General features: G+C 35.1%; 20 protein-coding genes. 12 read left to right on the forward strand and 8 right to left on the reverse strand.

The window, feature by feature from the left end:
• Positions 1-96: 96 nt before the first annotated feature.
• Both ACFQ0R_RS07630 and ACFQ0R_RS07635 read left to right on the forward strand, forming a co-directional pair.
• A complete protein-coding gene (locus ACFQ0R_RS07630) occupies positions 97-4,617 on the forward strand; it encodes a T9SS type A sorting domain-containing protein (RefSeq protein WP_379657785.1) in 4,521 nt (1,506 codons plus the stop codon).
• Positions 4,618-4,621: 4 nt separating this feature from the next.
• Complete coding sequence (locus tag ACFQ0R_RS07635) at positions 4,622-4,828, forward strand: hypothetical protein (RefSeq protein ID WP_379657786.1); 207 nt, start codon at positions 4,622-4,624, stop codon at positions 4,826-4,828.
• A gap of 86 nt (positions 4,829-4,914) precedes the next feature.
• Here ACFQ0R_RS07635 and ACFQ0R_RS07640 read toward each other — a convergent pair whose 3' ends face one another.
• The 7 genes from ACFQ0R_RS07640 to gldJ all read right to left on the reverse strand — a co-directional run bounded on the left by ACFQ0R_RS07640 (position 4,915) and on the right by gldJ (position 12,383).
• Complete coding sequence (locus ACFQ0R_RS07640; protein WP_379657787.1) at positions 4,915-5,097, reverse strand: hypothetical protein; 183 nt, start codon at positions 5,095-5,097, stop codon at positions 4,915-4,917.
• A 100-nt stretch (positions 5,098-5,197) separates the two neighbouring features.
• Entirely contained in the window at positions 5,198-5,368 is a 171-nt protein-coding gene (locus ACFQ0R_RS07645; RefSeq protein ID WP_379657788.1) for a hypothetical protein, read from the reverse strand.
• Positions 5,369-5,392: 24 nt separating this feature from the next.
• A complete protein-coding gene (locus tag ACFQ0R_RS07650) occupies positions 5,393-6,856 on the reverse strand; it encodes a magnesium chelatase (RefSeq protein WP_379657789.1) in 1,464 nt (487 codons plus the stop codon).
• Position 6,857: 1 nt separating this feature from the next.
• Positions 6,858-7,967: a vWA domain-containing protein gene (locus tag ACFQ0R_RS07655; RefSeq protein WP_379657790.1), complete on the reverse strand. Its 1,110-nt coding sequence runs from the start codon at positions 7,965-7,967 to the stop codon at positions 6,858-6,860.
• A 79-nt stretch (positions 7,968-8,046) separates the two neighbouring features.
• A complete protein-coding gene (locus ACFQ0R_RS07660; RefSeq protein ID WP_379657791.1) occupies positions 8,047-9,393 on the reverse strand; it encodes an MATE family efflux transporter in 1,347 nt (448 codons plus the stop codon).
• Complete coding sequence (locus ACFQ0R_RS07665) at positions 9,383-10,666, reverse strand: UDP-N-acetylmuramoyl-tripeptide--D-alanyl-D-alanine ligase (RefSeq protein ID WP_379657792.1); 1,284 nt, start codon at positions 10,664-10,666, stop codon at positions 9,383-9,385. Before ACFQ0R_RS07665 ends, ACFQ0R_RS07660 begins: the two co-directional genes overlap by 11 nt.
• Before the next feature lie 64 nt (positions 10,667-10,730).
• Positions 10,731-12,383: a gliding motility lipoprotein GldJ gene (gene gldJ / locus ACFQ0R_RS07670; RefSeq protein WP_379657793.1), complete on the reverse strand. Its 1,653-nt coding sequence runs from the start codon at positions 12,381-12,383 to the stop codon at positions 10,731-10,733.
• 168 nt (positions 12,384-12,551) lie between these two features.
• On the opposite strand from gldJ, the gene porU reads away from it, so the two are divergent.
• The 10 genes from porU (at position 12,552) to ACFQ0R_RS07720 (ending at position 25,873) form a co-directional block, all read left to right on the forward strand.
• On the forward strand, positions 12,552-16,382 hold the full coding sequence (gene porU, locus ACFQ0R_RS07675; protein ID WP_379657794.1) for a type IX secretion system sortase PorU: 3,831 nt from the start codon (positions 12,552-12,554) through the stop codon (positions 16,380-16,382).
• A 31-nt stretch (positions 16,383-16,413) separates the two neighbouring features.
• Complete coding sequence (gene porV, locus ACFQ0R_RS07680) at positions 16,414-17,583, forward strand: type IX secretion system outer membrane channel protein PorV (RefSeq protein ID WP_379657795.1); 1,170 nt, start codon at positions 16,414-16,416, stop codon at positions 17,581-17,583.
• Between the two features lie 74 nt (positions 17,584-17,657).
• Positions 17,658-18,140 (forward strand): cytidine deaminase, encoded by a 483-nt coding sequence (cdd, locus tag ACFQ0R_RS07685; protein ID WP_379657796.1) that lies wholly within the window; start codon positions 17,658-17,660, stop codon positions 18,138-18,140.
• Between the two features lie 92 nt (positions 18,141-18,232).
• The gene (gene pdhA, locus ACFQ0R_RS07690) at positions 18,233-19,231 is read left to right on the forward strand and encodes a pyruvate dehydrogenase (acetyl-transferring) E1 component subunit alpha (RefSeq protein WP_379657797.1); all 999 of its coding nucleotides are present in this window, start codon (positions 18,233-18,235) and stop codon (positions 19,229-19,231) included.
• Positions 19,232-19,235: 4 nt separating this feature from the next.
• Positions 19,236-21,005 (forward strand): pyruvate dehydrogenase complex dihydrolipoamide acetyltransferase, encoded by a 1,770-nt coding sequence (locus ACFQ0R_RS07695; protein ID WP_379657798.1) that lies wholly within the window; start codon positions 19,236-19,238, stop codon positions 21,003-21,005.
• A gap of 79 nt (positions 21,006-21,084) precedes the next feature.
• Entirely contained in the window at positions 21,085-22,053 is a 969-nt protein-coding gene (locus ACFQ0R_RS07700) for a M20/M25/M40 family metallo-hydrolase (RefSeq protein WP_379657799.1), read from the forward strand.
• The gene (locus ACFQ0R_RS07705; RefSeq protein ID WP_379657800.1) at positions 22,053-22,736 is read left to right on the forward strand and encodes an SDR family NAD(P)-dependent oxidoreductase; all 684 of its coding nucleotides are present in this window, start codon (positions 22,053-22,055) and stop codon (positions 22,734-22,736) included. Before ACFQ0R_RS07700 ends, ACFQ0R_RS07705 begins: the two co-directional genes overlap by 1 nt.
• Positions 22,737-22,742: 6 nt before the next feature.
• On the forward strand, positions 22,743-23,339 hold the full coding sequence (locus ACFQ0R_RS07710) for a SprT-like domain-containing protein (protein WP_379657801.1): 597 nt from the start codon (positions 22,743-22,745) through the stop codon (positions 23,337-23,339).
• A gap of 5 nt (positions 23,340-23,344) precedes the next feature.
• Positions 23,345-24,427 carry a mannose-1-phosphate guanylyltransferase gene (locus tag ACFQ0R_RS07715; protein ID WP_379657802.1) on the forward strand — a complete coding sequence of 361 codons (1,083 nt, stop codon included), beginning with the start codon at positions 23,345-23,347 and terminating at the stop codon, positions 24,425-24,427.
• A 3-nt stretch (positions 24,428-24,430) separates the two neighbouring features.
• Positions 24,431-25,873, forward strand: coding sequence for a DUF389 domain-containing protein (locus ACFQ0R_RS07720; RefSeq protein ID WP_379657803.1), 1,443 nt, complete (start codon positions 24,431-24,433; stop codon positions 25,871-25,873).
• On the opposite strand, the gene ACFQ0R_RS07725 is transcribed toward ACFQ0R_RS07720, so the two are convergent.
• Positions 25,870-26,634: an ABC transporter ATP-binding protein gene (locus tag ACFQ0R_RS07725; protein WP_379657804.1), complete on the reverse strand. Its 765-nt coding sequence runs from the start codon at positions 26,632-26,634 to the stop codon at positions 25,870-25,872. The two genes, ACFQ0R_RS07720 and ACFQ0R_RS07725, sit on opposite strands and share 4 nt — an antisense overlap.

The raw sequence follows: 26,634 nt of genomic DNA on the forward strand, positions 1-26,634 counted from the left end.
TCCCAATACTTAATTCTTTTCTAACCGAATAAATTTCGAACTAATTCTACAAGAAATTTTGTTCTTCAATACTAGATTTGCCTAAAATCTAGTATTATGAACAAAATTACATTATTAGTAACTTTCTTTCTATTCTCATTAAGTCTTTTTTCTCAAAACGGTCCTGGTGGAGTTGGAGATTCTAATTCTAACCGATTCTGGTTTATCGCAGACCAAATTGATCAAGCCGATGGTACAGCTGTAAGTGTCTGGGAAAATCTCGGAGGCAATGCTAATAATGCTTCTCCTGAAAACACTCCACCTACTTATAATTCTAATTTTTCAAACGGTTTCGGTGGAGTTGAATTTGATGCTGCAAATACGGGATTCTCTATTGCAGATAATTTAGACCTAAACAATGGTGGACCTTATTCCCAAAGAACTTTTACGGCTGTCTTAAAAACTGGAGCGGATATTTCTACAAGACAAATAATATTTGAAGAAGGAGGTGGTACAAGAGGTCTCAATATGTACATCTTCCAAGGAGACTTATATTATGGTGCTTGGAATTTAAATGATGATGATGGGCCTGGTTCTCCATGGGGCTTTTCATCACTATCTACACCAATTGCCGTAAATACAAAATATATAATTACTTATATATTCAAGGGGAATGACTCATCTACTGGAACTATTGAATGTTACTTAAATGGAGATTTGGCAGGTACAATTACAGATGTTGGGCTTTTGTATAATCATAAAAAAGCTGGAATAGGTAGTGCTGATAGTAACGATACTTTTGGGGAAGCTGGTTCGTTAAATGGAAGCTTTCCTTTCATTGGTTCTATTGCTGAATTCATCATGTATGATTTTAGTTTAAATAATAGTGAACGCATTTCTGTTGAAAACTATTTATCTTCAAAATATGATATTGCATTATCCTCCAACGATATATACGATCAGGATTTGTCTGCAAATGGAGATTATGATTTCAACTTGGTAAGTGTTAACCAACAAACTGCTAGTGACCAGCATCAATCGACAAATCGAGGGACTGGGTTAGTTTCTTTAAATACTTCTTCAACGCTCTCTGATGGAGATTACTTCAGTTTAGGATCTGATTTGGAAGATCAAACCGCTTTGGGTTCGTCGAATTGTAATTTAAATGGAAAAGATGTTTCCCGTTTCCAAACTACATGGAGAGTTAGTAAAAATGGTACAGTCACTCCAAATATAACTATTAATTTTTCGACTATTGATGCAGATGTTTTAAACACGACTGATATACAGATTTTAATTGATGATGACCAGACTTTCTCTACACCAGTTATTCTAGATGCATCATCGATTACAGCTTCAGATGCCAGCTTTACTGGCTTAAGCATAAATGATGGTGATTATATTACTTTTGAAATTAGTATAAATCGAGTTATTGCAAATACAGTAGCCGGCCTAAATCTAGAAGAACAAGAAAGATTTAGGTTTGAAGCTAATCTAATAGACCAAGTTGATGGTGCTAATGTTTCTGCCTGGGAAAACATAGGGGTAAATATAAATAATGCCACACTACAGAATAATCCTCCAAGTTTGGTTAAGGATTTTGTTAATGGTCAGAACATGTTGCAATTTGAAAGATCAAATAATGAAAGTTTTGAAATTGCTAATAATTCTGATCTCAATGAAGGCGGAGAGCCTTATTCTAACAGAACTTATTCACTTGTTTTTCAAACAGGCAGCAATGTAACTGCAAGACAGGTCATATATGAGGAAGGAGAAACAACAAGAGGAGTCGTTATCTATGTATTTAATGAAGAAGTTTATTTTGGAGCTTACAATGAGAGTGATGACGGTGCTGGATCTCCTTGGGCATTCAAATCTGTGAAAGCATCAGTAAGTCCAAACTCCACTTATGTAATGACAAATGTTTTCTCTGGTAATTCTACTTCAACTGGTACTATCGAAACATTCTTAAATGGGAGTTCAGTTGGCATAACGACTGGAGTTGGATTTTTATATGATCACGCTGGAAATATCAGTATAGGCAAAAATGGTGATGGTAATATTTTTGAAAATGGAAACGTTAATGCAGGAAATTATTTTGGAGGTAACATAGGAGAATTGATTATATATAACAATTCACTTAATACAAATCAAATTGATATACTTAATAACCACTTATTAGCTAAGTATGGTGTAAATCCTGCCTCAAATGACATTTACGCATACGATACTAATAGTGGAGGTGACTTTGACTTTAATTTAATTGGAGTAAGAGAAACTTCAGCAACAAGAATAGATGCCACAACTTATAGTTCTGGTGTTGTCAAGTTAAGAAATCCAAGTTCATTAGCGTCTGGAGATGCTTTGTTTATTGCCAGTAATGTCCAGGATCAAACTGCTTTGGATTTATCATCAATTGACTGTTCAACTGCTACAGAAGACAATTTAAAGTTAGCTGCAAGCTGGAGAGTTAGTTTAACAGGAACTCCGGGTACTATCGATTTAGAACTATCTTATAAAGATATTGATAGAAATGTGAATGGAAGTTCAGAAATCGAATTGATAATTGCAGATAATCCTGATTTTACTAATCCAACTAGAATAACTTCTACTGAATTTTGTTCTAGTGCGATTTTTGAAAATATAAGTTTTAATGAAGGCGATTATTTCACTTTCGAGCGCAGAAATATTCAACCTGTAATTTGGGATGGAACAAATTACACGAACGGTTCTGGTCCATCAAATGAACCAACATTGGCTGACGAGTTCAAAAAACTCATAATTAATGCCACTGGTGCAAGTTTAGTTGAAGATGCGGCATGTACGTGTTTGGTAATAGACCCAAGTTCAGACTTAGACACGAATAATTTCAATTTAAACGTAAGTAAAGACTTATCAAATGATGGTCAAATTACAGGAACCGGTGAAGTTATTCTTAACGGATCCTCAGCTCAAAGCCTTTCTGGAACTGGAGCTTACGAAAACTTAAGAATAGACAATCCAACGTCTGTTGATTTTACGGGAGCCTCAGATTTGTTTGGCGTGTTATATGTCGATCAAGGGACTTTAAATACTGCCGGTAACTTATACTTGCGCTGTAATTTTGATTCGCCTCCAAAAACCGCTCAGGTAGCAGCTGTAAATGGAGTTATAACGGGAAATGTCACAGTAGAGCAGTGTTATCCAGCGAGAAGGGCCTTTAGATTTATTTCTTCTTCAGTGTCAGGTGGTACAATCAATAGTAACTGGCAAGAAGGTGTAAATAATAAGGGGCTCAATTTTCCAACAGATAATAAAAACCCCAACCCTGGTTATGGTACTCATATAACGGGTTCAACAACAGGAGGCAGTGGTTTTGATGCGACTCCAAGTGGTAATCCATCATTGTATACTTTTGATAATATTGGCAGAGATTGGATTCCTGTGTCCTCGACAACCCAATCTTTGGAGGCAGGAACACCCTATCGATTATTTATAAGAGGAGATAGAGGTATTGATGTAACTCTTAATTCTTCTACTCCTACAGACACTCGCTTAAGGGCTACTGGAGTTCTAACAACCGGGCCTAACTCACAAACTAATTTATCCGACGTTGCAGGAAGCTTTAACTTTATAGCTAATCCGTACCATGCACAGGTGGATATGAATTTGTTAACCACTAATTCATCAAACATAAGAAACACTTTTTACTATGTATGGGACCCTACGCTTGCTGGATCTGGCGGTAGAGGAGCTTATGTCACAGTTGATTTATCAGATGGAAGCACCTCATTTACAGACACTGGAATTTCAGGTTCTCCTTTAAACACCGCTAATGAATTTTTACAGCCAATGCAAGCAGCATTTGTTTTAGTTGATACTAATACTGGCCCAACTTCAGTAGATTTTAAAGAGTCGCATAAAAATGTTAATCCAGACCAAACAGAGACTAAATCTTTGTCTCAATCTGAATATATCAATATTCAATTATTTGATGCTGATTCCTATACTCAAGGCAATACTGCATCTGATGGTTTGAAAATAAAATTTGACAAATCTTATAGTACTACATCAAAAGATGATGCTCCTAAGCTTGGTAATTTAGACGAGAACTTAGCTAGAAAAGTGGGAAGTGATTTTTCTTCGATTGAACTTAGACCTTTCCCGGAAGAAGAAGAGCGACTAGAATTATTTATGAATCAATATCGAAGAGAAGCTTACGTGATGAAATTTGACCTGACCGATAACTTAAATACTCAAGTTTTTATCGAAGACAAGTATTTAAATCAAGTAACAGAGGTCACTCAAACTGAAGACACTTATTCTTTCACTGTAGATGAGTCAATTCCAGAATCTAAAGCTTCAGATAGATTTAGATTAGTTTTTGAGCCAGTCAGTTTATCAACAATGGAAGAGACTTTGGTGAATGCCAGCTTATATCCAAACCCAACAAAAGGAAGCTTTAGCATAAGTGGAGAGAATTTAGGAGAAGAAACAGAAGTTGAGATTTATAACATGATAGGTCAGCAGGTTTATAAAACAAACCTTGAAAACCAGCTTACAACTGAGATCACAGATTTCAACGGAAGTGCTGGCGTGTATCTAGTTAAATTAAAAACCAATCAAGGCGAGAGAACTTTCAAATTGATAAAACAATAAGCTTATGAAACTTCAAAATTCACATTATATAACACTAGTTATTATTATCACTTTAGTACTAGTAACCACAACAAGTTATGGTCAAGGGCTTGGTGATATAGGTTTTCCAGAGGATGTTGATGACGAAATAGCAGCACCAATCAATGGTCTTATCGCTTTAGGCTTAGCTGTTGGAGGTTATTTAGGGATAAGAACTACCAAAAAAAGATAACTTGCCTAATGGTTATATTATCTATTATGAAAGTAAAAGGCCGCTATAAATCTATAGCGGCCTTTTCAAGTTTAAAGGGTAAATAGTTATTCCTCCTCCTTATTCTTCTTTCTATCTTTTAATATTTTGGCATACATGACAACAATATAAATAATAACGATTAGGATTGCCAGATAAATCCAATTTTCCTGAAAGAACTCAGAGAATTCTGAGGGTTTATAAGATTCACTGTTGCTTCCTGATGGCTTCGGCAATTCACTCTGTTGCATATTTTAATGTTTTTAGCAATTATTCCTTTAAGACTAAATTAAAAATATAAATGACATAAATGAATATGGATCTAAAATACCAACAACTTTTATAGTTTACTTATTCTTCTTTTTTGCTTTTTTTGGATCTTTTCGAAAACTTTACAACCAAAATTATTGCGATTATGAATAAGGCAATGTATAGCCAGTTTTCCTGAAGAAACTCGGTTAACTCAAATGGACTGTATGATTCACTATTACTACTTTCTGGTTTTGTTACGGTTGTTTGCATAAGTTATAATTTAGAAAAAACAATTTAAAGCCCTTTGATGAAATTTCCAAGAGAATCTCCAAAATTGAGTTGTGTATCTACCTGATTTCTATCTAATTTTTTATGCACTGATAAGCCCCAAAGGATAAATTCCATCCAAAAGAATTTTTCGTCGGGCTCATAGTTTGATACATATTTATCGAGCATTTTTTCCAAAGGTTCAATTTTGGAAAGTGCCGATTCATATTCAGCATTAGAGTCATCTTCAAAAAATTGAATATCATCATTATCTAAAAACCATTTAAGGATTTCATCATAAGACTGAACCTCATCTTGCTTTTCTAATTTTTTTATTTCCGGGAAAAATTTAGGATATAACTCTAAGATTGCAGCTTCAATAAGTTGCTGTGCAACAAATTCAGCTCCTTCTTCCTCACCTTCATAAACTAACTCAACCTTGCCGGTAATAGCAGGTACAATACCATTGAAATCACTAAGCCTTAGACAGGTTTTTTCATCACCATTTACAAGGGCTCGTCGTTCTGCTGTACTCATAAGATTTTCGAATGCTGTGATGCTTAATCTGGCACTTACTCCACTTTTTGCATCTACATAATGACTTTTTCTAGCTTCAATAGAAATTTGCTCTAATAAAGTTCTGGCTAAATCTGGCACAACAATATGGTCTTCTTTAAATTCAGAAAGTTTAGCTTCCTGCTTAGTAATCTGTTTAGCGATTTCAATATCCTTAGGATAATGCGTTAAGATTTGTGAGCCAATTCTGTCTTTTAATGGAGTGACGATACTTCCTCTATTGGTATAGTCTTCAGGGTTTGCTGTAAAAACAAATTGTAAATCTAAAGCCAGTCTTAAATTGAACCCTCTTATCTGGACATCACCTTCTTGTAAAATATTAAACAAAGCCACTTGAATTCTTGCCTGTAAATCGGGTAATTCATTAATGACAAAAATGCAACGGTTTGCTCTGGGTATCATACCATAATGAATCACTCTTTGGTCTGCATAACTCAGTTTTAAATTAGCTGCCTTAATAGGATCGATATCACCAATTAAATCTGCTACAGTAACATCTGGTGTGGCTAGTTTTTCTGCGAAACGCTCACTTCTATGTAACCAGGTAACAGGCGTATCATCACCTTTTTCTTCAATAAGCTCTTTGGCATAAAGAGAAATAGGGTGAAAGGGGTCATCATTAATTTCGGAGCCTTTTACCACTGGAATATATTCATCTAATAAATTCAGGAGTTGTCTTGCTATTCTGGTTTTAGCCTGCCCCCTGAGTCCTAGAAGATTTATATTGTGTTTAGATAAAATTGCTTGTTCCAGTTGAGGTATGACGGTATGTTCGTAACCATAAATTCCTTCAAAGGAATCTTTATCATTTTTTAGATTGAAAATGAGATTATTTCTCAATTCATCCTTGATAGAACGAGATGTATAGCTGTTATTTTTTAATTCCCCAAGTGTCTTGAGAGCAGTTAATTGCATGTTATAATTTTTTTCGTTTATTGTTTTCGTAATCTTCAAATATCATTTCACCAAGACCTTTCAGTCCGGAGAAGTAAGCTCTTCCCTGGTTTGACTTTGTAAATTCTCTTACAAATTTTTGTAAGTAAGGATCAGAAGCAATCATGAAAGTTGTAATGGGAATATTCAATTTTCTAGCCTGAGCAGCCATGTTGTAACATTTCTTAGTAATTGTTTCGTCAAGCCCAGCACTGTTTTTGTAATAACTTCCGTCTGAAAGTTTTAAACAACTAGGTTTTCCGTCCGTAATCATAAAGATTTGCTTGTTCGCGTTCCTTTTTCTACTTAAAATCTTCATGGCTAGTTGTAAACCAGCGACCGTATTGGTATGATAAGGGCCAACTTGTAAATAAGGCAAATCGCCAATTTTTACAGGCCAAGAGTCATTCCCGAACACTATGATGTCCAATGTGTCTTTGGCATATTTTGTAGTGATCATTTCTGCAAGCGCCATGGCTACTTTTTTAGCAGGAGTAATTCTGTCTTCTCCATACAAAATCATACTATGACTGATGTCAATCATCAACACAGTACTCATCTGTGTTTGGTGATGAGTATCATTAACCACCAAATCATTTTCTGACATCTGGAATTCATCGATTCCATGGTTGATTTGTGCATTCTTGAAGCTTTCGGTCATGGAGACTTGATCAAATCCATCACCGAACTGAAAATCTCTCAAATCACCTGTTTTATCTTCACCAAGTCCTGTATGCTTGGTTTTGTGTTTCCCGGCCCCACTTCTTTTAAGTTTCCCAAAGATTTGTTCTAAAGCATGCTTTCTAATAGCTTGTTCAGTTTTGTTGGTAATCTTTACTCCAGAATTTCCATTGGGTTTTATTTCCTCACGGATATATCCTTTGTTTTTAAGATCTTCAATGAAGTCATCGATAGTGTAATCTTCATTGGTGATTTCATATGCTTTATCCAGTTCTCTTAACCAATCAATTGCTTCATCAAAATCTCCGGAAGTATGTGTGATCAATTCCATGAAGATATCTAAAAGTCTATCAAATAAACTCGTGTTTTCTTCGTAGGTTTTAAAGATGATTCCTTTTCTATAATTTGCCATACCTTAAATGTAGGAGAAATATGAGGAGCTAAGGAATAAGTTTGTGTTAAACTGTTTTTAAAATAAAAGCACCAAATCCCTATGTTGCAGCTAAATATTTGCTTCTAAATTTGACTACAAGTGCGATACTTCTTATGAGCATCCAAACGAAGAAGGCAATCCAAATGGCGTAAAGTTTTAATCCTATATAATCTAGTATGAGGAGAGTGGGCCAGAAGCCCAGGAATGTTGCGATCAATAACACGTTCCTTAAGTATTTTGCTTCTCCAAGACCTTTAAAAATTCCGTCAAACATAAATGCAATAGAGTTGACAGGTTGCATGAGCAATACAATCCAGAATACAGAAGAAAATAGCATTAATACTTGTTCATCTTTATTAAATATAAGGCCGATTTCATTATAGAATATAGCACAAATTCCCATTAAGATAAGTGCTATAATCACTGCATATTTACTAATGTCTTTACTTAAGTTCCAGAGTTTTGTATAGGCTTTTGCGCCAAGAAGTTTACCGCCAATAGCATTACCTGCGTTGGCATATCCATCTATAAAGAATGAGAAAAACAGCCATATATTCATCAATATACTCTGTGCAGCAATATAATTTTTACCATAGTCTGTGGCATAAGAGTTAGCCAGGTAAATAGCAATATTAAGTGCGAGAGTTCTCAAAAATAAATTGGAAGCCATTGAGATAAGAGGCTTTAGGTTTGGATTGAGATTAAAGCTGAGTTTAAGATAAAAAGGGGTTTTTTTGATAAAATAGTAAAGAGCCATCGCTAGCATAACCCCTTGCGCAATAATGCTTGCAATCGCAGCACCTTCCAGGTGCATGGCAGGTATAAACCCATCAATCCCATAAACCAGTAGAAAATCTAAACCTATATTCACAGCTCCGCCAGCGAGACTGCATTTCATAGCCCATAATGTGTTTTGAAGACCCCTGAACACGCCAAATATAGCAAAGGTGACTAGCGTTAAAGGATATCCTAAAGCTCTTATTCTATAATAACTTTTAGTATAATCTAGAATTAAACCTTCAGCATTATATGCACTGAAAATCAATTCAGCAAAAAATGCTGTGATAAAATAAATAAGTAAACTCAATAGGAAATTGAGCAAAATCGTCTGTGGCACAAGAGTTTTGACAGCATGTAACCTGTTTGAGCCTAAATGCTGGGAGACTAAAGCTGAAATGGCGGTCTTCGTTTGAGCTAATATCCAGATAATAGCTGAGAGGAAGGAGCCAACGATTCCTGCAGCAGCAAGAGCTTCAACGGCATTCTCTTCGACATTGCCTATAATAGCAATATCGCTTAAAGATATGAGTGGTTCTGCAATACCTGCTATAATTGCGGGTATTGCAATGGTATTAATCTCCTTAAAAGATACTTTGGGAGTTTTTATATTAGTTTTAGAGGACATCCAAAATACTTTCCAGCTGCATTCCTCTTGAACCTTTGATTAATATGTGAGAAGTAAGTTTAGAGTTATTTTCCTTGATATAATCTTTTAGCTCACCAGTTGTTTTGAAACCGATCACATTTTCAAATTCTGAAGACACTTTTTGAAACTGCTCTCCACAAACCAAAACGTTCTCAAACTTCAATTCTTGACAAATGTCTAAAATGTGAAGATGTTCTTTGATAGAATCTTCACCTACTTCAAACATATCTCCCAAAATCACGGTTTGTTTGTTAGAGCTCATCTGCTTGAAGCTTTCTAAAGCAGCTTTCATACTCGTAGGGTTTGCATTATAAGCATCAAGCAAGATTTCTTTCTCGTTTTTTTCGACGATCTGAGATCTCATTTCTTCGGGCTCAAAAGCTTCTATAGCTTCTTTTATTTTGTCCTTTTCAACACTAAAATAGCGGCCAATACCAATTGCTGCAGAGATATTTTTGAAATTATAACTGCCAATCAGTTTACTTTGTATGATTATATTGGAGTATTCAACTTTTACAAATGGTTGTGCTTCCAATAAAACAACTTGGCAGTCTGAAAGTGCTTTTTCACCTATACTGTAGTTTTTATGCTGTATTGCTTTTTCAACTTGAATTTCATCATCTCTGTTGAAGAAAATAAGACCGTCGTTTTCAATAAGGTAGTCATATAATTCAGATTTACCTTTTATAACACCTTCTATTCCACCAAAGCCTTCTAGATGGGCTTTGCCAAAATTTGTGATGTAGCCATAGTTAGGTTCTGCTATGTTGCATAAAGATTCAATTTCTTTCTGGTGATTTGCACCCATTTCTATAATACCAAGATCCAATTCAGCGGTGAAAGACAATAATGTGAGAGGAACACCGATATGATTGTTTAGGTTGCCTTGTGTAGCGTTTACCTTAAATTCTTTTGAAAGGATTTCGAAGACTAACTTCTTTGTTGTGGTCTTTCCATTACTTCCAGTTATAGCTATAATTGGTATGTCGATTTGTTTTCTGTGGAAATTAGCTAACTCCTGGAGTGTTCTCAGAACATCTTCAACGATGATTTTAGAATCTCCTTTTTGATTTTCATCATCAACAACTGCAAGTAATGCTCCTTCTTCAAGGGCTTTATCAGCGTAATCATTTCCATCGAAGTTTTCACCTTTTAAGGCAAAATAAATTGAGTTTTTTTTCAGTTTTCTAGTGTCAGTACAAACTCCACTGCTTTCTAAAAATTTTGAATACAAATCTGATATATCTTTCATAATTGGGTATAAAAAAAGCTCTAATACAAAATTAGAGCTTTTTAATCAGTTAATATGATATAATTTAATTTCTTGTTCTTCTCCCTTTATTAGATTTAGAACCAACTTTTGACATTGCATTTCTAAAGCCAATATCATTTGTTGACATATCCTGAGGGAAATATCTTCTTTGAGCAGGGTCTAACCAATACGCTCTATCTCTCCAGGATCCACCTTTATAGACTCTCACGTTATCATCAATAAGTGTTGTTCTTTCAGATGTCTTATCGAACTCTCTATCAAGTTCACCATCTTTAAGAGTTACCGCATGATCAGGAGAATTATACATCTTTTTATCTTTATCATTTGTGGAGCGTTCATCATAATATCTTGAAGAAGATTTATCACCGTCTCTGAAATTTTTATTGTCGCTTTTTGAGAACTGCGTTCTCAAGTAAGTTTCTTCCTCACCTATTTTCACTTGAGCAATTTCGCCAGGAGTATTCCTGGCTATAATTTTTCCGTTACTTAACGTATCATAAACAACTTCATCAGCAGAAAGTACTTTTACCTTGCCTTCTTCTGTAATAGCATTTTTAGTGTATACATTTCCTCTGAAATAGTTGAAGTCATTATATTCGTTATCAACTCTGGGTCTATAAACGTCTGCAACCCATTCAGATACATTCCCTGCCATGTCGTATAAACCGTAATCGTTTGGTTCGTAAGACTTTACTTCTGCGGTAATATCTGCACCATCATCACTCCAGCCAGCTATACCGCCATAGTCACCTTGACCCTGCTTAAAGTTAGCACGCTGATCACCAATAGTTTTTCTGTCTCCAGATCTTGTATATTGTCCATCCCAAGGGTATTTTTTTCTACCTCTGTAAGAATTATAATCTCTTAGAGAGCTTTGTCCTAAAGCAGCATACTCCCATTCAGCTTCAGTTGGAAGTCTGTAAGCAGGAAGCAACTCTCCATCTTTTCTTTGTACATATACATTAGTACTGTCAGGATTATTTCTTAATTTTCTATCAGTTTCTCTGCCACCCTTTGTGATCGAATCATTACCACCGTATACTTGATTAGGAGCATTGAGATAAGTTTCCGTACTGAAAACGTTTTCAGCACTTGAAGTTTTATAAGCATCTCTTGCGGTATATCCTTTATCTGCAAGTCTTTTCTCATTGACACGGTCAGTTCTCCATTGACTAAACTCAGTGGCTTGGATCCAGTTCACACCAACAACTGGGTAACTATGAAATGCAGGGTGTCTTAAATAGTTATTTACCATGTTTTCATTAAATCCCAGAGGATTTCTCCATACTAAAGTATCAGGTAAAGCACCAGTATATATATTTTTATAGCGTTCTTCTGAAGGAGGGAATACTTGTTTCAGCCAATCTAGGTATTCTAAATACATCACATTGGTAACCTCAGTTTCGTCAATATAAAAAGATTGAACGTGTTGCTGAGTTGGAGTGTTGTTCCAATCACGCATAACATCATCTTGTACTCTACCCATTGTAAACGTACCACCTTCTACAAACAGAAGACCAGGACCTGGTTCTTGCTCTTCATAGTCTGTTTTGTAGCTTACACCTCCATCTCTTCCGCTTAAGTCCCAGCCAGTAGCCCTAGAGTTGCTTTTGTAATCTCTAGAATTATTACAGCCTGTCGCAAAAATTGCTAAGGAGACAAGCATGAATGATTTAACGAAGTTTTTCATAATCATAATTTCGATTTTAATCCAAATTTTTGTTCGCAATATAATGATTAACGCTGTATTATCAAGTATATTTTCAGGTCATGGAAAATTATTTTCATGACTTGAATCAATTTTATATATAATGTACTATCATTGTTTTGGCAACGTTATAATTTATATTCAATTGTATTTCCAATGAGGATTGTATTTTTTCTGACATTTATATTCATTTACGCAAATATTTCTGCTCAGGGCGGTAAAGTTAATATAAATTGGGGTGATAACAATATAATTGCTAAAAAAAACAAAGCCGATATAGATTTTAATCAACTAGACATTGTTCATTTTAATTACTATCCAAATGATGCTTATTTAGAATATACTCACTTTGTCGATATATACTCCAATTCTCTGAGTCTTACTAATATAAATTCAGAAGTTGTTTCTGATGATATTAAAAAGAACATAAAGAATATACCTGAACAAATTGAATTTACTTCTTCCAGAGTAGCAGGTAGCCAGGGTAAAAAGACTCTACTCAAATTAAATCCCTTTTTTTATAAAAATAATGAAGTTCATAAAGTGATCTCTTTTGATTTTGTCACTAGTCAAAATTCTTCAAGTGATTCTTTTGAAATGAAATCTAACTCAAATGGATCTAGTAAATCAATAATCAATTCAATTTTTAGCTCTGGAGAAGTTCGTAAATTCTATGTTGAAGAAACTGGAGTTTATCGCCTTGATTTTTCTTTTCTAAGAACTTTGGGTATTAATGACTCTTCAATTCCAACAGGTAACTTAAAAATATTTGGACACGGAGGCGGAATGCTTCCGTTAGTAAATCAGGATAATGAATATTTTGATCCCCCAGAGTTATCAATACAGGTTTTTGACGGCGGTGATGGTACTTTTGATCAAGGTGATTATGCTTTATTTTATGCAACCGGCACCGAAGGCTGGAGTGAGGAGAATGAAACTAATCTAAATCTATATGCGGACAGATCCTATTATTATTTGTCTGTTGATTCGGGTGGTGGTAAAAGAATGACAGCATTAAACCAGCCTATAGGTAGTGCTTCAACTGTTATTACTGAGTTTGATGAATATCAGTTTTATGAGGTCGATGAAACTAGTTTATCTTTGGTTGGCAGACGCTGGTTTGGAGACCGATTTGATATTGAAACCGAAAGAACATACGAGTTTAATTTCCCTAATTTAGTGCAAACTCAACCCGTTCAACTGGATGTAAGAGTTGGAGCTATTTCTCCAGTAAGAAGCTCCTTTGATGTTTCTGTTAATAGCAATGTGATAGACAATATTCTTATTCTTCAAACTGGTTCAAATCTCCCGTCCAGGGGAAATAGTTTACAGACACAGGTTAACTCAAATTCTGATGATATTTCGGTGACGCTATCTTATAATAAAAATGGGAATCCCGGAGCAAATGGTTTTCTTGATTTTGTTTCAATTCAAGCTAGACGGGAATTAATAGCAGATGAAGGCCAGTTTAAATTTAAAAACAATGATGTATCGACTCTGCCAGGAATTGGAGAATATGTTATTCAAAATGCATCAGAAGTCACTCAGGTATGGGAAATTACAGACCCAATAAATCCAACTTTCACCTCAAATCAAGATCAAGCTCCTGTTTTTTCCTTCAAAAGCCCATTAGGTTCTGTAAGAGAATTTCAAGCAGTAACGTCTTCATTTTTACAACCCAGGGTTGAACCTGGCAACATTTCCGTGACCAATCAAAATATAAAGGGAACTATATTAAGAAATGGACAAGGTCAGTTTCAGGATTTAGACTATTTGATTATTACTCAATCCAATTTTTTGTCTGCAGCCAACCGATTGGCTCAATACAGAAGGGATAATGATGGACTAGTGGTTAAGACTTTAGCTGTTGAAGATATTTATGAAGAGTTTAATTCTGGTAAACAAGATATTGGTGCCATTAGAAATTTAATTAATTATATATATGACAATGCGTCCTCAACAGAAAACAGAATTAAGTTTTTAGGAATAATAGGAGATGCATCTGTTGATTATAAAAACAGATTACAGGGCAACACTAGTATTGTCCCAGCCTATCAAAATTTAGGAAGTTTCTCTACAACAGTGTCGTCTTTTATGTCGGATGATTATTTTGTGATGATGGATCCGAGCGAAGGAAATGTTGATGATGGAGGTCTTATGGATCTTGCGGTTGGAAGAATTTTGGCTGATACTCCACAACGAGCCAATGCGATGGTCGATAAGATTATATCGTCAGAGCAAAAAGAAGCTTATGCCCAATGGAGAAATAATTTTGTTTTGATTTCAGATGATGCTAACACGGAAAGTGATTTTAGAAATCAAAGAAGACTAGATGAGTTAGGAGACGTAATTTCTGATAATAAGCCTACAGTGAATGTTAAGAAAATACATTCTGATGCTTTCCAGCAAGTTACTAGTGCTGGAGGTGATCGTTATCCTGATGTTAACGATGCCATTTCGGATGCCATAGAATTGGGAGCATCTGTTGTGAATTATTTTGGGCATGGAGGTGAAGATGGACTTGCTCAGGAGCGAATTGTGACTCAAACTAATGTTCAAAACTGGAGAAACCCAGATAGATATACCTGTTTTGTAACTGTGACCTGTGAATTTACAAAGTTTGATAACCCTTTAAGAATGACTGGAGGAGAGCTTACCTTTTGGAATGAAAATGGAGGAGCCTCTTCATTGGTAACTACCACACGAGCTATTAGTGTAACAGCTGGTGTTAACTTTAACCAGGCATTTGCGCCTTTTCTTTTTGATTTTGTAAATAATGAAGAGACTATAGCTCAATCTGTTGCACGTGCTAAGCAAGAACTTTCTGGAAATGGAAAAAGAATTGTTTTTTTTATAGGAGACCCTGTGATGAGGTTACCACTTCCTAGGTCTAGAATTGAATTGACACGTATAAATAACATACCTATTGCTCAATTTTCAGATACGTTACAAGCTCTTGGAAAATATAAGTTTGAAGGACAAATTGTTGATGAAAATAATCAAAGACTCCAGGATTTCTCAGGAGATTTATCAGCTACAATTTTTGATAAAAGAATAGAAAGGCAAACTCTTGGAAATGATGGCACTAGGATAAATGGCCAGTTAGCAATTTTAGACTTTACTACCTTAGGAGAAAACTTATTTATAGGGCAAGCAAGTGTAGAAAATGGAGAATTTGAATTTGAATTTGTTTTGCCTAAAGACACTCGTCTCCCTGTAGATTTTGGAAAAGTAAGTCTTTATTCTTCTAGTCTTACTGGTTTTGAGGAATATAGCGGTTACAATACATCACTACTCGTTGGTGGTCTTAATGAAGATGCACCAGAAGATAATGATGGACCGCTCATAAAATTATATATGAATGATGAAAACTTTGTGAACGGTGGAATAACAGATGATGAGCCTTATATTTTGGCTCTACTTGAAGATGAAAATGGAATTAATACGGCGGGAGGAATAGGTCATGATATCGTAGGTATTTTAGATGGTGATGAGGCGAATCCCATTATTTTAAATGAATATTATGAAGCAGACCGGGATGATTTTACAAAAGGAAAGGTTTATTACAGATTGAGAGATCTCGAAGAAGGAGAACATACCTTAAGTATTAAAGCATGGGATGTTTATAACAATTCGCAAACTCAGGACATTAATTTTATAGTGACAGGAAACGATGAGCTTAAAATTACGAGGGTTTTAAATTATCCCAATCCATTTATTGATTATACAGAGTTTTGGTTCAATCATAATCGTCCATTTGAGCCATTGGAAGTAATGATACAGGTTTTTACAGTTTCAGGGAAATTGGTCTGGACCAAAAATCAAATAGCTAACACAAGTGGTTTTCTTTTTAGGGATTTATCCTGGGATGGCCGAGATGATTTTGGCGCTAAAATCGGAAAAGGTGTCTATGTATATAAGCTTACAGTCAAATCAACGTTAACAAATCATAAAGTAGAAAAATATGAAAAACTTGTCATCTTATAATTATTATATATTTACAAACTTAAATTTAAATATGAAACCATACTTTTTATTAATTCTAGTCAGTTTTTTATTTTCTAAAAATTCATTTTCTCAAGGTGATCGTCGAGTCATTACAACTGGAGTTCCTTTTCTTCTTATTGCTGCAGATGCAAGGTCTTCTGGTATGGGTGATCAGGGAGTTGCTACTAGAGTAGATGCTTTCTCCCAACAATGGAACCCAGCTAAATATGCTTTTTCTGAAACTAAATCCGGTATAGGTCTTTCTTATACACCTTACTTAAGAGAGCTAGTGAATGATATCAACATAGGAAATCTTACTTATTTCAATAGGATTGATGAACGTAGCGCATTTGCTGCCAGCATTCGCTATTTTGCGCTTGGAGAAGTAGAATTAAGACAAACAGCAGATCAGGTGCCTAGAATTGCTTCTCCAAATGAATTTGCAGTTGATTTGAGTTATTCTTTGCGTTTGAGTGAAGAATTTTCAATGGCAGTAACGGGACGATATGTCAACTCCAACCTGAGAATTCCTACTGGTATCGCAGATGCTTCTGCAGCAAGCAGTTTTGGAGCAGATATTTCTATGTTCTATAGGAGTGAAGAAAAATTTTATAAGGATTTTAATGGTCGCTGGAGAGGAGGCTTGTCTATAAGTAATATTGGACCAAAAATAAAATATGATGATGTAGGGCAAGAAAACTTTCTGCCAACCAACTTCAAAGCAGGTGCTGGCTTTGATTTTATCTTAGATGCTTCGAATACAATAGGTGTGCATTTTGAAATGAACAAGTTGCTAGTTCCAACACCTCCAGCTTTTGATGTGGATGAAAGTGGAAATTTAACTCCAGAAGGACAACAGGCTTTTTTAGACTACACGAGAGAAAATGAGTTTAGTGCTATTTTCTCATCTTGGGGAGATGCTCCTGATGGTATTTCTGAAGAGTTAAAAGAAATTACCTGGGCACTTGGTGCGGAATATTGGTTTGAGGATAGCTTTGCATTAAGATTAGGTTACTTCAATGAGTCTAAAGAAAAAGGGTTTAGAAAATTTGTAACCATGGGGGCAGGATTCAAATATTCAACGATAAATATTGATGCTTCATACCTGTTTTCAACATCAACAGTTCAAAATCCTTTAGAAGGAACCCTGAGATTTGGCTTAACCTTTAATATTGGTGATAAAGCCTATATTGAATATTAACTTTACATTTGTGATCAAACATTTAAAAGTATCAATTCATTTGATACTTTTTTTATCTATAAGAAGATCAATATATGATACAAAAGCAGATAAATACAACAATAGAAATTTATGACTCTGTCACAGAGCTCCCAGGTGAAATTCAAAAATTAATGCAAAGTGCAGTTGAAGCTAGGGAATCTGCTTATGCACCTTACTCTAAATTTATGGTTGGCGCCGCACTTATTTTAGATAACGGAGAAATTGTGAAAGGAAGCAATCAAGAGAATGCGTCTTACCCGTCTGGTTTGTGTGCAGAACGGACAGCTATTTATGCAGCTGGTGCTAATTATCCAAACCAAAAAATAAAAGTAATGGCCATTACGGCAACTTCTGCAAAACATGATGTCTTAGAGCCGATAGCGCCTTGTGGTGCGTGTCGACAAGCCATTGCAGAATATGAGCAAAAACAAGAAGAACCTGTTGAGATTTATTTTACAGGCTCAAAAGGTAAGGTCATTCGCGTCAAAGCCTTATTAGATATCTTACCACTAGCATTTGATAATAAATTTCTTTAGAGTTAATACTCACTAAAGTATTTTCAATTCTTACATAAAGTATTACTTTTGTAATTCTATTTTTATAACAAGGGCAATAAAATAAGCTGTACATGAAAAAAATAACGAAAAAAACTTATTTGAAGTGGTATGAAGATATGCTGTTTTGGAGAAAGTTTGAGGATAAGTTGGCTCAAGTATATATTCAACAAAAAGTAAGGGGTTTCCTTCATTTGTATAATGGACAAGAGGCAATTTTGGCAGGAGCTTTACATGTGATGGATTTGAAAAAAGATAAGATGATCACAGCTTATAGAAATCACGTACAGCCTATTGGAATGGGAGTAGATCCTAAACGTGTAATGGCAGAACTTTACGGGAAAAAAACTGGAACATCTCAAGGGTTAGGAGGATCAATGCATATCTTTTCAAAAGAGCATAGATTTTTTGGAGGACATGGTATTGTAGGAGGTCAGATCCCTCTCGGTGCAGGTTTAGCTTTTGCAGATAAATATTTCAATAATAATGCAGTAACACTATGTTTTCTTGGTGATGGTGCAGCTAGACAAGGCTCACTTCATGAAACTCTAAATATGGCTACAAACTGGAATTTGCCAGTTGTATTCTGTGTGGAAAACAATGGTTATGCTATGGGAACTTCTGTGAAAAGAACATCTAGCCATGAGGACATTTGGAGGCTTGGTTTAGGTTATGAAATGCCTTGCGGCCCTGTAGACGCCATGGATCCAACTAAGGTAGCTGAAGCACTGGATGAAGCAATAACAAGAGCAAGAGCTGGTAAAGGTCCTACTTTCTTAGATCTTAAAACATACAGATACAGAGGTCATTCTATGAGTGATGCTCAGAAATATAGAACCAAAGATGAGGTAGAGGAATATCAAAAGATTGATCCTATATCTAAAGTTAAAAAGATATTACTAGATAAGAAATACGCTACGGAAGACGATATCAAGAAAATTGATAAAAGCGTAAAAGATAAGGTAAGCGAGTGTGAAAAATTCGCAGATGAGTCAGATTTCCCAGACAAAAACGTTATGTATGACGTTGTGTATGAGCAAGAAGATTATCCTTTCATTTCTCACAAATTATAAATAGATGGCTGAAGTAGTAAACATGCCGAGATTAAGTGACACCATGGAAGAAGGTGTTGTGGCAAAATGGTTAAAGCAAAAAGGAGATAAAGTAGAAGAAGGAGACATTTTAGCTGAAATCGAAACTGATAAAGCTACGATGGAATTTGAATCTTTTCACGACGGTGTTCTTTTATACATCGGAGTTGAGGAAGGTGAAGGAGCTCCGGTAGATTCACTGCTAGCCATCATAGGTGAAGAAGGTGAAAATATCGATGAATTAATCAAAAAAGCTAAAAGTGACGACTCTTCTGAAAGTGATGATTCTAAGGATGATGATGAAAAATCTGAATCTAAAGAGGGTGACGAATCAGAAAAAAAATCATCTGATGATAACTCTTCTGAGGATGATAAAAGTGAGTCTGACGAAGGAGATGATGAAATGCCAGAAGGTGTAGAGGTGGTAACTATGCCACGTTTAAGCGATACCATGGAAGAAGGAACTGTCGCTGCCTGGTTAAAATCTGTTGGTGACGATGTAGAGGAAGGCGAAATTCTAGCTGAAATCGAAACTGACAAAGCTACTATGGAATTTGAATCTTTCTATTCAGGAAAATTACTCCACATAGGTATAGACGAAGGAGAATCTGCTCCAGTCGACGATGTATTGGCTATAATTGGCCCAGAGGGGACAGATGTAGATCAGATTTTAAACTCTTTAAAATCTGGTGGTAAATCATCCTCAAAAGATTCGAAGAAAGGATATGAAGATAAATCTTCAAAAGAAAATAAGTCTGAGGATAATAAATCTGAAGAATCTACGAGCGAATCTTCTCAAGATCTTTCTGGAGATGAAGATGCAGATAATACCGATGAAGAGGGAAGAATTTTAGCTTCTCCATTGGCTAAAAAAATTGCTGAGGATAAAGGCATAGATTTAAGAAAAGTAAGTGGTTCTGGTGATAATGGTCGAATCGTCAAAAAAGACGTGGAAGACTTTAAACCATCTGCAGAATCTGCTAAAAAAGAAGATTCAAAAACTAAACCTGAAGCTTCTGAAAAAGAAGCAACAGCTCCTAAGACCACTACTGAAATTTATACTCCAGCAGGAGAAGAATCATTTGAAGAAGTCAAGAACTCTCAAATGAGGAAAACGATTGCTAAACGTCTATTAGAGTCTAAAAATTCAGCGCCACATTACTACCTCAATATCGAAGTCGATATGGAGAACGCTATGTCATCAAGATCTCATATTAATGAGATGCCAGATGTCAAGGTTTCTTTCAACGATCTAGTGATCAAAGCTTCTGCAATGGCTTTAAGAAAGCATCCACAAGTTAATTCATCTTGGGATGGAGAATCTACAAAAATCGCAAAACATATTCATGTAGGAGTGGCTGTTGCTGTAGAGGAAGGATTATTAGTTCCTGTTTTGGAATTTGCAGATCAGCAAAGTTTAACTCAAATAGGTAGTAACGTAAAGAATTTAGCAGGTAAAGCTAAAAACAAAAAGTTACAACCCAATGAAATGGAAGGAAGTACATTCACAGTTTCAAATCTTGGAATGTTTGGAATTACAGAATTCACAAGTATCATAAATCAACCAAACTCGGCTATTCTATCTGTAGGAACTATCGTTGAAAAGCCTGTTGTTAAAAACGGCGAAATAGTTGTAGGTAATACAATGACACTTACTTTAGCATGTGATCATAGAACTGTTGATGGAGCAACTGGTGCAAAATTCCTTCAAACATTGAAAACATATTTAGAAAATCCAGTAACTATGCTTGCATAGTCATATTATACTTAAGTTATCAACTGCCTTTTTAGACTTTTTCAATGTCTTAAAAGGCAGTTTTTTATATATTCACATCATGAAAAAAATTATTATCACACTTTGCATAGGTTTGCTTTTAACCTTCTCTTGTAAAAATTCAGTTCAAGACGAAAAAAAGGAAATTTCAGAAACATCTCAAAAGGTAGAGTTTCAATATTCAGCTGAGTCAGCATTGGAATATCTCACATCAGACGAGCTCAAAGGAAGAGATACTGGGTCTGAAGGCATAGATAAAGCAGCAATCTATATTGAGAATGCTTTTAAAAAATTTGATGTAAAACCATATTTTGAAACCTATAGAGATTCATTCAAACTGAAAGAAGTAGACGGATATAATGTCGTAGGTGTTTTGAAATCTAAAGAGTCAAATGATTTAAAGCCTTTAATAATAGGAGCCCATTACGATCATGTTGGAATCCTTGAAGCTATTGAGAATGATAGTATTGCTAATGGTGCCAATGACAATGCTTCAGGTACAGTTGCAGTTTTAGAATTAGCAAAATCTCTAGTAAGCCAAGACTTGAAAAGAGATGTGATTTTTGCTTTATTCTCTGGTGAAGAGAAAGGGTTGGCTGGTTCAAGACACTTGGCTAATAAGATGAATGAAATGGAGGTTGAGCCTTATCTGGTGTTTAATATTGAAATGTTAGGTGTTCAGATGAAAGATAAAGACTATCGTGCTTATGTTACTGGATACGAAATGTCTAATATTGCTGAGGTTTTTAATGGTTTTTATGATGATGAAGATCAATTTTTAGGATTTTTACCTCAAGCCGCCCAATATGGCCTTTTTAAAAGAAGTGATAATTATCCTTTCTACGAGACGTTTTCTGTCCCATCTCATACTATATGTACATTCGATTTTACAAATTATGACTATTACCATCATGTAAACGATGAATTCGAGGAATTAGATGTAGACGCCTTTATAAAATTAGTCGATGATTTAAAACCAGGTGTTTTAAAGCTTATCAATTCAACTGAAACTACAGTAAATCTAAAATAATGACAAAAACTATCGTTATAACTGGAACGAGTAGAGGTATTGGCTTTGAGTTAGTAAAGCTTTTTGCAGCTGAAGGTCATACAGTTTTCGCCTTGTCAAGAAATGATAAACCTGTTAAAGGCTTAAATTTAGACAATGTCTTTACATTTTCCTGTGACCTAAACAAAGCATCTGAAGTCTCTGAAGTTGCTGCAAGCATTAAATCCCAAGTTGAATCTGTTGATGTTTTAATAAATAACGCAGGACAATTTCTGAAGCAAGAGTTCAAAGATACTAAGATGGAAGATGTTAAAAGTGTCTATGAGACAAATGTGTTTTCAGTTTTCGATTTGACGCATAAATTATTGCCATTAATGAAAGAATCAACTCATGTTGTAACTATCAGCAGTATGGGAGGAGTTCAAGGAAGCATGAAGTTCCCAGGGCTAGCAGCATATAGTTCTAGTAAAGCTGCTGTTATTACTCTAACTGAATTACTTGCTGAAGAATATAAAGAAAATGGACCATCTTTTAACGTACTAGCACTTGGAGCAGTACAAACCGAGATGCTGGAGGAAGCTTTTCCAGGTTTGGAAGCACCAATTTCTGCTTTAGATATGGCAGAATATATCAAGGATTTTTCAGAAAATGGTCAACGATTTTATAATGGTAAGCTATTGCAAGTTTCTAGTTCAACCCCTTAATCGCTTATGAAAGAAACTCTTCATAAATATTTGCCTGAGCGTGCTGTTATTCCTGTAATGGGAATGGTCAAAGCTTATCAAATACAATTGAAGATTGTTAGCCAAAGACAAAGTAAACATGGTGATTATAGATTAAAACCAGATGGATATCATCAGATTACAGTTAATTCGAATTTGAATAAGTACAGGTTTTTGGTAACGACAATACATGAGGTAGCGCATTTACTTGCTTTTAAGACTTATGGATTCTCAATTCTTCCTCATGGGGTAGAATGGAAGCAAACGTTTCAAAAATTGATGTTGCCATTTTTGAATCCAGAAATTTTTCCAAACGACTTGTTACCACAGTTAGCAAGACATTTCAAAAATCCAACTGCTAGCAGTGATACAGATGCGCATTTATCTGTAGCTTTAAAGCAGTATGACATCCCTAATGAGAAAAATTTTATATTTGAAATCCCTTTTGGAAGCGTATTTCAAATCCCAAATGGGAAGAAATTCAAGAAAGGAAGAAGAATCCGGAAAAGGTACGAATGCCAGGAAATTAATTCCGGTAAAATCTACGTGTTTCAACCCAATGCAGAAGTTGATCTTTTAAAATAAATTATATGAATAGGAAGGATAATTATGCTGTGATTATGGCAGGAGGAGTTGGCTCAAGATTTTGGCCCGTAAGCAAAACTTCCTATCCAAAACAGTTTCATGATATGCTTGGAACTGGAAAATCTCTCCTTCAGCAAACTTTTTTAAGACTTAGTAAAATAGTTCCTTCAGATCAAATTTTGATTTTGACGAATTCAGAATACGTTGATTTAGTAAATCAGCAATTACCAGAAATTGAGAAAGGTCAAGTTATTGCTGAACCTGCGATGAGAAATACGGCTCCTTGTATACTCCTTTCAGCATTAAAAATTTACAAGGAAAACCAAAAAGCTAGAATGATTGTAGCTCCAAGTGATCATTGGATTGAAGATGAAGATGCCTTTGCAAGCGATGTAAATAAAGCCTTTGAGGCTTGTTCAAATGATAATCTATTAATGACACTAGGTGTTAAGCCAACATTCCCGAATACAGGTTATGGCTATATCAAATTCAAATATAACGACACTGAAGAGGTGAAAACAGTTGAGACCTTCACAGAAAAACCAGATTATCCTGCAGCCAAAACCTTTTTAAAATCTGGAAATTATCTATGGAATGCTGGAATATTTATATGGAAAACCTCTTATATAATTGATGAATACAGAGCGTATCTACCAGAAATGTATTCAGTTTTTGAAAAACATTTATCCAAATTGAATACTCAGGAAGAACAATTATTTCTTAAGCAATATTACCCTGGCTTTGAGAACATATCTATTGATTATGGTATTTTAGAAAAGGCTAATAATGTAGGCGTTATAGAAGCTAGTTTCGACTGGAGCGACCTGGGAACATGGGGTTCTTTGCATACCCAACTTCCCAAAGACGAAAATGAAAATGTAAGTATCAACGCTCAGTCTGTTTTCATCGAAACTTCAAACACAATCTTGAGAACGTCAAAAGATAAAATTGCTATTATTAAAGGATTGGATGATTACATAATTGTAGAAAACGAGGATTCGCTCGTTATCCTTCCAAAAAAAGACGAGCAGGAAATTAAAACAATACGTAACTTGGTTATGGAGAAATATGGTAAACATTACGGCTAACTGATGACTGAAAACACCTCAAATACTTCTGGTAATAGTTCAAATTCTGAGTCTTCAAAACAAGTAAGAAGCAGTTTAAGTCATACTTATGGAAGCGTCAAAAGTTTTTTATATGAGCTTTTGGATATTACACATGATACCGATAGAGAAGCAACTGCGGAAGCTATCTTAAAGGATATCCCTTTCAAAGGTCACAATGCCTGGATTTTGATTTTTTCCATCTTTGTTGCATCCGTTGGTTTAAATGTAAGTAGTACAGCTGTAGTTATTGGGGCTATGCTTATTTCTCCACTTATGGGTCCAATTGTAGGCCTCGGATTTTCTGTAGCCATAAACGATGTAGATACGCTTAAGAGATCGCTAATTAACCTAGGTGTAATGGTTGGACTTAGCTTGATTACGGCATTCATATATTTTCAATTATCACCACTTACCAAGCTCACTCCAGAACTGGAAGCAAGAACCTACCCAACGATACTTGATGTTTTAGTCGCTATTTTTGGCGGTCTGGCTCTGATAATTGCCAAAGCCAAAAAAGGAACAATTATCACTGTTATTTCTGGCGTTGCTATTGCTACAGCCTTGATGCCTCCGCTCTGTACCGCTGGTTATGGTTTAGCAGTTTGGGACATGAGTATTTTTGGTGGTGCTATGTATTTATTTACCATCAATACTATATTCATCGCTTTATCTACTTTTGTGGTGTCTAAGTTTTTAAGGTTTCCTCTAGTAAAATATGCAAATTCTCTAAGGCGTAAACGAATTGCCCAAATCGCTTCATCAATTGCTATCATTGTTATGATTCCTAGTATTTATTTATTTTATAATCTATTAAAAGAGTCTTATTTTGTTCATGATGCTGAAGAGTTTGTGCAAGAAGAGTTATCGAATTATAAACAATCTTTTTTACAGAAAAACGCGACAACTATTTCTTATCATTCTGGGGTTACACCTACCATTGAAGTATCTTTTTTAGGTAAAGAAATTCCTCAAGAAGTCATTACATTATGGAAGGATAAAATGAAAACTTACGAATATTTAGATAATACAGAGCTGAGAGTTCTTCAGAATGAAAATTCTGAAAATTTCAATCAGCTGCAATACATGGTGGAACTCAAAAAAAGAGATTCGTTAGAGTTGGCAGAGTCCAAATCTGAAATTGAAAATTTAAAATACGAACTGCGAAGCATGCAAAAAAGCAATAGAATCGTAAAGTTTGATCGTCTTGCTCAGGAAATTCAATTGAATTACGATAAAGTTGCTGAAGTAAGTTTTGCAGATGTCATTAAATCGAATTTCGAAAATTTAGATACCATTCCAACTTTTAGCATAAAGTGGAAACCAGAAGCAAATTCAGCAGAAAAAGAGGCAAAACTTAAAAAACTTGAAGGTTGGTTGTCGTACAAGCTGAATCTTGATGATATAAGCGTAATATCTTTGAATTAAAGACCTTCTTTCTGAGCTATTCTAACTTTCTGAAATAAATTGGAAGCATATACAAAGTCTGTTACTTTTTTATTATCTGTTTTGTAGATGTTATCCTTATTTCCTTGCCAGGCATTAACTCCATCCTCTAGATAAAGAATATTTTCTCCAATTTCAAAAACCGAGTTCATATCGTGAGTATTGATGACTGTAGTAATATCATATTCATAGGTGATTTCCTGAATGAGATTATCTATCACTGATGCTGTTCTTGGATCCAATCCTGAGTTAGGTTCATCACAAAATAAAAAAGTAGGTTTATTTACAATTGCTCTTGCGATAGAAACTCTTTTTTGCATTCCTCCACTTATTTCTGATGGGAATTTATCATTTGTATCTATAAGGTTTACACGATTTAAAACTTCTTCAACACGGCTTTTCATATCTTGTTTTGACATTTTAGTGAGCATCTTCAAAGGAAACATTACGTTTTCTTCAACCGTCATAGAGTCAAATAGAGCTCCTCCTTGAAAAACCATCCCCATTTGTTTGCTTAATTCTCTTTTTTCATCTTTAGATAAATCGTGATAAGCTCTATCATTATATTCTATAGTTCCAGAGTCTGGGGTGAAAAGTCCAAGTAAGCATTTCAAAAGAACAGTCTTGCCAGAGCCCGACTGTCCAATGATTAAGTTGGTTTTTCCTTTTATAAATTCGGTATTTACGCCTTTTAATACTTCTAGATCATCAAAGGATTTACGTAAGTCTTTTACTTTAATCAT

It is taken from the genome of Psychroflexus salinarum (assembly GCF_042677225.1).
Taxonomy (GTDB): domain Bacteria; phylum Bacteroidota; class Bacteroidia; order Flavobacteriales; family Flavobacteriaceae; genus Psychroflexus; species Psychroflexus salinarum.

What these genes read in the sequence shown, in the direction of transcription:
- ACFQ0R_RS07630 (WP_379657785.1), top strand. Translation starts at nt 97, where the DNA reads ATGAACAAAATTACATTATTAGTAACTTTCTTTCTATTCTCATTAAGT.
- ACFQ0R_RS07635 (WP_379657786.1), top strand. Translation starts at nt 4,622, where the DNA reads ATGAAACTTCAAAATTCACATTATATAACACTAGTTATTATTATCACT.
- ACFQ0R_RS07640 (WP_379657787.1), bottom strand. Translation starts at nt 5,097, where the DNA reads ATGCAACAGAGTGAATTGCCGAAGCCATCAGGAAGCAACAGTGAATCT.
- ACFQ0R_RS07645 (WP_379657788.1), bottom strand. Translation starts at nt 5,368, where the DNA reads ATGCAAACAACCGTAACAAAACCAGAAAGTAGTAATAGTGAATCATAC.
- ACFQ0R_RS07650 (WP_379657789.1), bottom strand. Translation starts at nt 6,856, where the DNA reads ATGCAATTAACTGCTCTCAAGACACTTGGGGAATTAAAAAATAACAGC.
- ACFQ0R_RS07655 (WP_379657790.1), bottom strand. Translation starts at nt 7,967, where the DNA reads ATGGCAAATTATAGAAAAGGAATCATCTTTAAAACCTACGAAGAAAAC.
- ACFQ0R_RS07660 (WP_379657791.1), bottom strand. Translation starts at nt 9,393, where the DNA reads ATGTCCTCTAAAACTAATATAAAAACTCCCAAAGTATCTTTTAAGGAG.
- ACFQ0R_RS07665 (WP_379657792.1), bottom strand. Translation starts at nt 10,666, where the DNA reads ATGAAAGATATATCAGATTTGTATTCAAAATTTTTAGAAAGCAGTGGA.
- gldJ (WP_379657793.1), bottom strand. Translation starts at nt 12,383, where the DNA reads ATGATTATGAAAAACTTCGTTAAATCATTCATGCTTGTCTCCTTAGCA.
- porU (WP_379657794.1), top strand. Translation starts at nt 12,552, where the DNA reads ATGAGGATTGTATTTTTTCTGACATTTATATTCATTTACGCAAATATT.
- porV (WP_379657795.1), top strand. Translation starts at nt 16,414, where the DNA reads ATGAAACCATACTTTTTATTAATTCTAGTCAGTTTTTTATTTTCTAAA.
- cdd (WP_379657796.1), top strand. Translation starts at nt 17,658, where the DNA reads ATGATACAAAAGCAGATAAATACAACAATAGAAATTTATGACTCTGTC.
- pdhA (WP_379657797.1), top strand. Translation starts at nt 18,233, where the DNA reads ATGAAAAAAATAACGAAAAAAACTTATTTGAAGTGGTATGAAGATATG.
- ACFQ0R_RS07695 (WP_379657798.1), top strand. Translation starts at nt 19,236, where the DNA reads ATGGCTGAAGTAGTAAACATGCCGAGATTAAGTGACACCATGGAAGAA.
- ACFQ0R_RS07700 (WP_379657799.1), top strand. Translation starts at nt 21,085, where the DNA reads ATGAAAAAAATTATTATCACACTTTGCATAGGTTTGCTTTTAACCTTC.
- ACFQ0R_RS07705 (WP_379657800.1), top strand. Translation starts at nt 22,053, where the DNA reads ATGACAAAAACTATCGTTATAACTGGAACGAGTAGAGGTATTGGCTTT.
- ACFQ0R_RS07710 (WP_379657801.1), top strand. Translation starts at nt 22,743, where the DNA reads ATGAAAGAAACTCTTCATAAATATTTGCCTGAGCGTGCTGTTATTCCT.
- ACFQ0R_RS07715 (WP_379657802.1), top strand. Translation starts at nt 23,345, where the DNA reads ATGAATAGGAAGGATAATTATGCTGTGATTATGGCAGGAGGAGTTGGC.
- ACFQ0R_RS07720 (WP_379657803.1), top strand. Translation starts at nt 24,431, where the DNA reads ATGACTGAAAACACCTCAAATACTTCTGGTAATAGTTCAAATTCTGAG.
- ACFQ0R_RS07725 (WP_379657804.1), bottom strand. Translation starts at nt 26,634, where the DNA reads ATGATTAAAGTAAAAGACTTACGTAAATCCTTTGATGATCTAGAAGTA.